The following is an 8,615-nucleotide window of genomic DNA, read 5'->3' on the forward strand; positions in this document are numbered from 1 at the left end:
GTCGACAGCAGCGCCAAAAGTGCGCCAGTTCACCGGCAAGCTGACCGGCGACGGCGTGCTGACGCTGAAATCAGGCGAGGACGATCTCGGCCACTGGGCCTTCGCCGTAATTCCGGACAAGCCGCCGGCGATCCGCTTTGCCGGCGAGCCCAAGCGCGCCGTTAACGGCGCCTTCGAGCTCAACTACCAGATCGACGACGACTATGGCGCGGCCTCGGCCAAGGCGGAGTTCGCGCTCGCCGACCCGCAGGCACCCAACGCGCATCCTCTCTATGGCCCGCCCGACATGCCGCTGGCGGTGCCGCGGCGTGGCGGCAAGGGCAACGCCGCCAAGACCAGCAAGGACCTGACCGAGCACGTCTGGTCCGGTGGCAGCATCAAGCTGACGCTCACCGCTACCGACGACGCCGGCCACACCGCGACCAGCGAGACCAAGACGCTGATGATGCCGGAGCGGCCCTTCGCCAACCCGCTGGCGCGCGCAGTGATCGAGCAGCGCCGCATGCTTGGGCTCGACGCCAATTCGAAGCCGCGCGTGCTCGAGCTGATGGATGCCATCACGCTGCGCCCCGAGGACACGTTCGACAACATGGCGCACTACCTCGCGATCATGAGCGCCCGCAGCCGGCTGAAGATGGCCGACAATGACGACCAGCTGCGCAATGTCGTGTCCTATCTCTGGGAAATCGCGCTCGGCATCGAGGAGGGCAATCTGTCGGCCGCCGAGCGGCGGCTGCGCCAGGCGCAGCAGGCGCTGCAGGATGCCATCAACAGGGGCGCCAGCGACGAAGAGATCGACAAGGCGATGAAGGAACTGCGCGAGGCCATGAACGAGTTCCTGCAGGAGTTCGCCGAGCGCGCCAAGCAGAACCCGAACGCGCCGCAGATGCAGCAGAACGGCCAGGAACTGCGCCAGAGCGACATCGAGAGGATGATGGACGAGATCGAGAACCTGGCCAAATCCGGCGATCGCGACCGCGCCCAGCAGTTGCTGTCGCAATTGCAGGACATGATGAACAACCTGCAGGCCGGCCGCCAGCAGCAGGGCGGCGAGCAGGACAGCGAGATGCGCCAGCAGATGGACAAGCTGGGCGAGATCATGCGGCGCCAGCAGGAGATGATGAACGACACCTTCCGCATGGACCAGATGCAGCGCGGCCAGCGCCAGCGCGGCGAGAACCGCGACGAGCAGCTCGGCGAGAACGGCGGCGGCCAGGACGAGGACAGGCCTGGCCCCGGCGAGGATCGCGACCCGCTCGCGCGTCCGAGGCAGATGACGCCGCAGGAGTTCGCCGACGCCCTGAAGCAGTTGCAGGAAGGCCAGGGCAAGCTGCAAAACGACCTCGAGCAGTTGAAGAAGGGCCTGGAAGGCATGGGCATGCAGCCCAATGAGGGATTTGGCGATGCCGGCAAGTCGATGGGCAATGCCGAGCAGGCGCTCGGCGAAGGCGACGGCGACCAGGCCGTCGGCCATCAGGGCCGCGCGCTGGAGGCGCTGCGCCGTGGCGCCAAGGACATGATGAAGCAGCTGCAGGCCATGCAGGGCGACCAGGGCGGCAGCGAGCAGGGCGGCCGCCAGCAGGATGCCGACCGCGACCCGCTCGGCCGACCGCGCGCCACGCGCGGGCCCGACGACGGCAATTCGGTGAAGGTGCCTGACGAGATCGATGTCCAGCGCGCGCGCCAGATCCTGGAAGCGATCCGGAAGCGGCTCGGCAACGCGCTCAGCCCCGACATCGAACGCAGCTATCTCGAACGGCTGCTGGAACTGAAATAGCCCGCCCCTTCCCAACGGTCGCAACGCCATGCCGAAGCTCGGTGCCGTCACTCCGATATTGCGCATATTCGACGTCGCCAAGGCGCATGAATTCTATCTCGGCTTCCTCGGCTTCGAGGTGCGGTTCGAGCACCGTTTCGACGACAGTGCGCCGCTTTACACCGGCATTGCCCGCGACGGCTGCGAGTTGCATCTGAGCGAGCATCATGGCGACGGTTCGCCGGGCTCCCATATCCGCGTCGAAGTGGCCGACATAGCGGCGCTGCATCGGGAGCTGACGGTGAAGAAATACCGCTACGCCAGGCCGGGGTTGGAAGAGACGCCCTGGGGAACGAGAGAGGTCACCGTCGACGACCCGTTCGGCAACCGTCTGACCTTCTCCGAGAGCACGCCGCCAGGGTAGGAACGGAGCCGCCACCGCCCCACCGGATTGAAGCAGCGCAAGTCAGGCGTCGAGGAGCGCGCCGGGCGTCAGCGTGAACGCCTCGCGGATGGCATTCTCCATGCTGTCGATCGCTTCGCCGGCGGCGAGCGGATTGCGGTGCAGCACGACATTGGAGGAATCGATGTCGCCGAAGCCGTCGGCGGCGGTCAGCTCGCGGCAGCCTGCCGGGATGTTGCTGCGCGAGATCGGCGCGATCGCCAGGCCGGAGGTGACGGCGAGCTTGAGGCCGCCATTGGTGTCGCTGGTGTAGGCGACGCGATAGGCAAGGCCGCGCTGTTCCAGCGACTTGATGGCGAAGTCGCGGCACCAGCCGTCACGGCTGTAGAGCGCGATCGGCACCGGCCGCTCCTCGTGCCTGTGGTGCGTCTCGGACGTCACCCAGACGGTCGGGTCGTGCATCAGCACCTCGCCGCCCGCGAGATCCTGCCATTCGAAGACAACCGCAAGGTCGAGCTCGCCGGCGGTAACCGCCGCTGTCTGCGCGCCCGAATGCGCGTAGCGCACCGTCACCTCGACCTTCGGGTGGCGCGTCGAAAACGCGCCAAGGGCGCGCGACAGTATGGCATGGCCATACTCTTCGGGAATGCCGATGCGCACCGGGCCGCCAAGCGGCGCCGCCGCCATCGACGCTGCCGTCTCGTCGAGCAGCGAAACGATGCGCCTGGCATTGCCGATCAGCTCGCCGCCGCGCCGTGTCAGCGCCACGCCGCGCGAGCCGCGCTCGAACAGGCTGTCGCCAACCATGCTCTCGAGCTTCTTCATCTGCATCGACACCGCCGACTGGGTACGGCCCGCCTGCTCCGCCGCCTTGGTGAAATTGCCGGTTTCGGCCACCGCAACGAAGGTGCGCAGGAGATCGCTGTCGAGCGTCGGCTTCATCGCATCCACCATAAGCAATTTTGATTGCTGGCATCATTCCAATTCGTTTGCAACATGTCAAACGCCGGAGGATAGTCGCCTCACCCATTGGATATGCAGCCCTTGAAACCGGCTGCGGACCAATCGAGTCCTCACTCATACCCGCTGCCTGGAACGGTGGCGGGTTCTTTTTTACCGCATGCGTCGGTTTGGGATCGCGCGAATCGGGGGGCCGAATCCTATGCAGAACAGGATGGTGCTTGGCATCCTGAGCCTTTGTCTGGGCGTGCTGGTGTTTTCGCTCCAGGATCCGCTCGTCAAGGCGGTGTCGGGCCTCTACCCGGTTACCGAGGTCATGGCGATCCGCGCTATCGTCGCCTTGCCGATCCTGATCGTTATCGTGCACGCCGATGTCGGGCTGAAAGCCCTGCTCTCGAAGCGCTTCGGCACGCTGACGCTGCGCGCCTTCATCCAGTTCGCGTCCTATACGTCCTATTATCTGGCGATCGCCGCCCTGCCGCTGGCCGACGCGGTGGCGCTCTATTTCATGGCGCCGCTGTTCATCATGGCGCTTGCCGGGCCCTATCTTGGCGAACGGGTCTCCTGGCAGACGCTGGCGACTGTCCTGATCGGTCTGCTCGGCGTCCTCGTCATGCTGCGGCCGGGCGCCGGACTGTTCGACTGGGCGGCGCTCCTGTCGCTCGGCTCCGCCTTCCTCTACGGCCTCTCGCAGCTGATGGCCCGCAAGATAAGCGACACCGAATCCTCCACCGTCATGGCGTTCTACCAGAACGGCGCCTACCTGACCGGTGCGCTGCTCGTCGCCGGCCTGTTCCGGCTTGCCGGGATAGAGCACGCCGTCCACCCCAGCCTCGAATTCCTGGTGCGGCCCTGGATCTGGCCGGCATTGCCCGACCTTCTCAAGATGGCGGCCTGCGGCTTCGTCGCCTCGGCCGGCATGATCCTGCTGTCGCAGGCCTACCGGCTTGCGCAGGCCAACCGCGTCGCCACTTTTGAATATACCGGCATCATCTGGTCGCCGCTGTGGGGCTTCCTGTTCTTCGCCGAGGTGCCACACTCGGCGACCGTGCTGGGTGCCACCCTTATCATTGGCGCCGGCCTGCTTGCCTTCCGCACCGAGCGGCTAAGAGCAGCTCCGCCGTTGCTCGTGCCGACAGGCGACACGGCGTGATCGCCGACCACCGCGACGTGAACGCAATGCGATTCCTGGACTATCGTGCCGGGCGGGCCTCCGGCGCGGAACCTCAGGCGAAGCAGTTCAGGGCGCGTCCGACGCGGGCGCGGATTTCGGCGAGGGTAAAAGGCTTCTGCATGACGTCGAGGATAATGCCGTTCAATTCCTCGGCGCGCTCGCGCTGGTCGGCATAGCCGGTCATCAGCATGATCTTCATCGACGGGAACAGCGCCGCCGCCGCGGTGGCCATCTCGATGCCGTCCATCTCCGGCATGCGGATATCGGAGACGACGAGGTCATAGCCGCCCCGCGCCGCCTCGATGAGAGAAAGGCCCTGGGCGCCATCGCAGGCGACTGCCACGCTGTGCCCGTCGCGTTCGAGCGCGCGGGCGGCGAGAGTGCGGACGGATTCATCGTCCTCGACGATCAGAAGCTTTGCCATGGCAAGATACATGGCGGTGAAACGTTGACGTTTTCTGAAAATTTGAAACGTCGATGAGGCCTTTTCAGAATTCGCTCCAGCGCCCCGAGAATGCCTAGGCGTCGCCCTTGACGATTCCGACAAAGGGCAATTCGCGAAAGGCGTGCGCGACGTCCATGCCGTAGCCGACGACGAAATAGTCAGGGCAGTCGAAGCCGACATAGTCTGCGTTGAGTGCGGTCTGGCGGCGCATGCGCTTGTCGAGCAGCACGGCGATAGCGCAGCTTCTGGCGCCGCGCGACAGCATGAGGTCGCGGGTGAAGGAGAGCGTCTTGCCGGATTCAAGGATGTCGTCGATCAGGAGCACGTCACGGCCGGCGACCTCGTTGTCGATGTCGCGTAGCACCCTCACCTCGCCGCTGGTGGTTCCGGCGCCGTAGCTGGAAATGAAGATGAACTCGACCTCGGGCGACAGGCCGACATCGTGCATGGCCCGGATCAGGTCGGCGGCGAAGATGAACGATCCCTTCAGCACCGAGATCACCAGGAGGTCATGGTAGTCGCGCCCGGCGATCTCCTTGGCGAGCTCGAGATTGCGGCGGGCGATCGCCGACGCCGAAAACAGGACCTCGATATCCTTGCCGCGCACAACTGGCATTTTCGCCCTCCAGGCGTTTTGCCTACAGGACCGCGACCTTCAGGCCAGCGAACGCGCTGTAGAACTTCTTGATTTTGCGCCGGATCGCGCGATGCTGTTCCGCCTTAGCCGGCGAAGTTGACCGCCACGGCCTTCACGCCGTTTCTAGGCACATCGAGGCGGCTGGAAAAGCCAAATCTTTCGCCGGGCGCCAGCGAGCGGCCGGATGTCCCCAGCGTATAGCGGGTGACCTGGCTGTCATTGCCGGTGACGCGGATCTCCAGCGGCGGCATTTGCGCGGCCTGCGCCCCGTCATTGGCGGCTTCGCCGTCGACGAACAACACAGGTTTCAGCCCCGACGCGTCGATGCGCGACGTGATGTCCGATATGCTGAACACCGCCGCCGGTTGCGCGGCCTTCCAGAACGGCGATTGACGAACCAGCGCATGGCCGCCGGAGACCCAGAAGGCGGCCAGCGCCGCACTGACGCCGGCAATCCAGAAAAGCGGTCCGCCGCGCGATGCCGGCTGCCGCTCGGTCGCAGCCTCCGGCTTGCGCAGCATGTCCATACCTTCGATGGTAGGCGTGGCGGTCGCGCGGGAAGGCGACGCCGCCGGCGCTTCCGGCATAGCGGAAAGACGCGGCAGCACCTCGTAATCGGCCTCGACGATGTCGATCACCGGCCCGCGCGGTTGCAGCGCGGCACTTGTCCCCAGCCCGGCCATGATTTCGCCGGAAACCGGGCGCGCGGTTCGATCCTTAGCCATATGGCTCCAGTACTGAAAGCACCTGTTCGCTGTTCGTTTCTTTTGGGTAAACGCAAATGGTTAACGCTTCCCCACCGGAACCCCGGTGATGCATCGAAAAGCATCAAAAATTAACCAAGGGTTAACCATGCGGGCCGATGGTCTTTTGAGAGAAAGGGCTGGCGTTTCGCCGCCGCAAGTTCCAGGTCGCCGAACGTGATCCGCTTCGAAAATGTCGGCCTCCGCTATGGCATGGGTCCGGAAATCCTCCGCGACATTTCCCTGCACATACCGGAGCGCTCCTTCCAGTTCCTGAGCGGGCCTTCCGGCGCCGGCAAGACGACGCTGCTGCGCCTTCTGTTCATGTCGCTGAAGCCGACGCGCGGGCTGATCACCATCTTCGGCAAGGACCGCTCGCGCATCTCGCGCAGCGAGCTGCCGCATCTGCGGCGCCGCATCGGCGTCGTGTTCCAGGATTTTCGCCTGCTCGACCATATGACCACCTATGAGAACGTCGCCCTGCCCCTGCGCGTGCGCGGGCGCGAGGAGGCGAGCTACCGCACCGACGTGACCGAATTGCTGAAATGGGTCGGTCTTGGCGAGCGCATGCATGTGCTGCCGCCGGTGCTCTCCGGCGGCGAGAAGCAGCGCGCCGCGATCGCCCGCGCGCTGATTGAGCAGCCCGAGATCCTGCTCGCCGACGAACCGACCGGCAATGTCGACCCGCCGCTGGCGCGCCGGCTGCTTCGGCTGTTTATCGAGCTCAACCGTCTCGGCACCGCCGTGGTCATCGCGACTCACGACCTCGGCCTGATGGAGCAGGTCGACGCGCGACGCATGATCCTCGCCGGCGGAAGGCTGGATATCTATGACTGAGCTTTCCGCCGAACATCTCCATGACCAGCCGGCCGAGATGACTGGCGTGATGCAGCGCGCCCAGCGCAGGATGGCGCCGATCGTGCCGGCTCAGAACATCGCCGGACGGGCGCTGGTGCTGGTCATCGCCATCATGACCTTCCTGTCCTGCCTGACCTTCGGCGCCGTGACCCTGGTGCGCGACACCGCCTCGGTGTGGGAAAACCAGATCTCGCGCGAGGCGACGATCCAGATCAAGCCGGTCGACGGCCTCGACATGGAGGCCGCGCTGGCTCAGGCCTCACAGATCGCCAGCGAATTTCCCGGCGTCAAGGGCACCAAAATCATCGACCGGGACGCTACCGCCCGCTTGCTGGAGCCGTGGCTGGGCACAGGCCTCAACATCGACGAATTGCCGGTGCCGCGCCTGGTGATCGTCACCATTGACGAGAACAGCCCGCCCGACTTTGCGGCGATGCGCGCCGCGATCGCGCCCAAACTGCCGAGCGCGGCACTCGACGACCACCGCACCTGGGTCGACCGGCTCGTGGCCATGGCCCGCACCACGGTGACCATCGGCATCGCCGTACTGGTGCTGATGCTGTCGGCGACGGTGCTGACAGTGGTGTTCGCGACGCGCGGCGCTATGGCTGGCAACGGCCATATCATCGAGGTGCTGCATTTCGTCGGTGCCGAGGCGCGCTTCATCGCGCGCGAATTTCGCTGGCATTTCCTGGTCACCGGCATGAAGGGCGCCGCCGCAGGAGGCGCTGCCGCGATCCTGGTCTTCATCGTCTTTTCCTGGTGGTCGTCGCGCAACATGGCCACGCCCCAGGCGGACCAGGCGACAGCCCTGTTCGGCAATTTCGCCATCGGCTCGGCTGGCTATCTCGGCGTCGGCTTGATGGTGCTGGTGATCGGTGTGCTGACGGCGGCGACATCCCATGCCACCGTGGTCGCCTATCTCAGCGACATCGACATGCGCCAGCCGGATGGGAGCTGAGCATGATCCGGAACCGGGAGCGAGCGAATGCTGAACCGGTCATGTTCAGCAAGGGTCTGATCACGCAAGAGAAACTGCCGTAACGCAATGTGCGCCTTTTCATCTATCAAAGGCCGCATTTCAGGATTAACCATAGGATGATGGACGCGCGGGACACGACCGGGACGGCTGGACGGAGGCCAGTTGCTGGTACCCGGGGGCATGGGCCCGGCAATCTGGCCCGTCTTGTCATGGTCCTTCGGATCTGTGCTTTCTCGGTCCTGGCGCTAGCGGCTCTGTTTGCCGGCGGCTTCGGCTGGTTCGCCAGCACCGTCAGCCACATGACGACGCCCGCTAACCCCGCCAGGGCCGATGCCATTATCGTGCTCACCGGTGGCCAGTCGCGCCTCGACGCGGCGATGGACCTTCTCGCCTCCGGCAAGGGCGAGCGCCTGCTGATCAGCGGCGTTCATCCTTCCGCCAGCCGCCGTCAATTGCAGGCCGCGACCGGCGGCGACAAGGCGCTGTTTTCCTGCTGCGTCGACATCGACCGCGCCGCGCTCGACACGATCGGCAATGCCGAGGAGAGCGCCAAATGGGTGGAGAGCCACGCCTATGGCAGCGTCATCCTTGTCACCAACAATTACCATATGCCGCGCAGCCTGCTGGAGATGGGGCGGCTACTGCACGGCGCCAAGC

General features: G+C 65.3%; 10 protein-coding genes. 6 read left to right on the forward strand and 4 right to left on the reverse strand.

Features of this window, described 5'->3' with window-relative positions; genetic code table 11:
• Window positions 1-1,777: TIGR02302 family protein (locus EN781_RS17885; RefSeq protein WP_127400193.1), on the forward strand; the 1,777-nt coding region annotated here is incomplete at its 5' end.
• Window positions 1,778-1,805: 28 nt separating this feature from the next.
• The gene (locus EN781_RS17890) at window positions 1,806-2,180 is read left to right on the forward strand and encodes a glyoxalase superfamily protein (RefSeq protein ID WP_126058094.1); all 375 of its coding nucleotides are present in this window, start codon (window positions 1,806-1,808) and stop codon (window positions 2,178-2,180) included.
• Window positions 2,181-2,222: 42 nt separating this feature from the next.
• On the opposite strand, the gene EN781_RS17895 is transcribed toward EN781_RS17890, so the two are convergent.
• Window positions 2,223-3,101 (reverse strand): LysR substrate-binding domain-containing protein, encoded by an 879-nt coding sequence (locus EN781_RS17895; RefSeq protein WP_126058093.1) that lies wholly within the window; start codon window positions 3,099-3,101, stop codon window positions 2,223-2,225.
• 220 nt (window positions 3,102-3,321) lie between these two features.
• On the opposite strand from EN781_RS17895, the gene EN781_RS17900 reads away from it, so the two are divergent.
• Window positions 3,322-4,272, forward strand: coding sequence for a DMT family transporter (locus tag EN781_RS17900; RefSeq protein ID WP_126058092.1), 951 nt, complete (start codon window positions 3,322-3,324; stop codon window positions 4,270-4,272).
• 73 nt (window positions 4,273-4,345) lie between these two features.
• Here EN781_RS17900 and EN781_RS17905 read toward each other — a convergent pair whose 3' ends face one another.
• The 3 genes from EN781_RS17905 to EN781_RS17915 all read right to left on the reverse strand — a co-directional run bounded on the left by EN781_RS17905 (window position 4,346) and on the right by EN781_RS17915 (window position 6,100).
• Window positions 4,346-4,717 (reverse strand): response regulator, encoded by a 372-nt coding sequence (locus EN781_RS17905; RefSeq protein WP_126058091.1) that lies wholly within the window; start codon window positions 4,715-4,717, stop codon window positions 4,346-4,348.
• A 94-nt stretch (window positions 4,718-4,811) separates the two neighbouring features.
• A complete protein-coding gene (gene hpt, locus EN781_RS17910; protein WP_126058090.1) occupies window positions 4,812-5,354 on the reverse strand; it encodes a hypoxanthine phosphoribosyltransferase in 543 nt (180 codons plus the stop codon).
• Between the two features lie 104 nt (window positions 5,355-5,458).
• Window positions 5,459-6,100, reverse strand: a complete 642-nt coding sequence (locus EN781_RS17915; protein ID WP_127400194.1) for a hypothetical protein — start codon at window positions 6,098-6,100, stop codon at window positions 5,459-5,461.
• A gap of 195 nt (window positions 6,101-6,295) precedes the next feature.
• On the opposite strand from EN781_RS17915, the gene ftsE reads away from it, so the two are divergent.
• From ftsE to EN781_RS17930, 3 genes are all read left to right on the forward strand, one after another.
• Window positions 6,296-6,955 (forward strand): cell division ATP-binding protein FtsE, encoded by a 660-nt coding sequence (ftsE, locus tag EN781_RS17920; protein WP_023757234.1) that lies wholly within the window; start codon window positions 6,296-6,298, stop codon window positions 6,953-6,955.
• Window positions 6,948-7,937, forward strand: a complete 990-nt coding sequence (locus tag EN781_RS17925; RefSeq protein ID WP_126058088.1) for an ABC transporter permease — start codon at window positions 6,948-6,950, stop codon at window positions 7,935-7,937. Before ftsE ends, EN781_RS17925 begins: the two co-directional genes overlap by 8 nt.
• Window positions 7,938-8,074: 137 nt before the next feature.
• Window positions 8,075-8,615: YdcF family protein (locus tag EN781_RS17930; protein WP_145965540.1), on the forward strand; the 541-nt coding region annotated here is incomplete at its 3' end.

It is taken from the genome of Mesorhizobium sp. M4A.F.Ca.ET.090.04.2.1 (genome assembly GCF_003999085.1).
Lineage (GTDB): Bacteria > Pseudomonadota > Alphaproteobacteria > Rhizobiales > Rhizobiaceae > Mesorhizobium.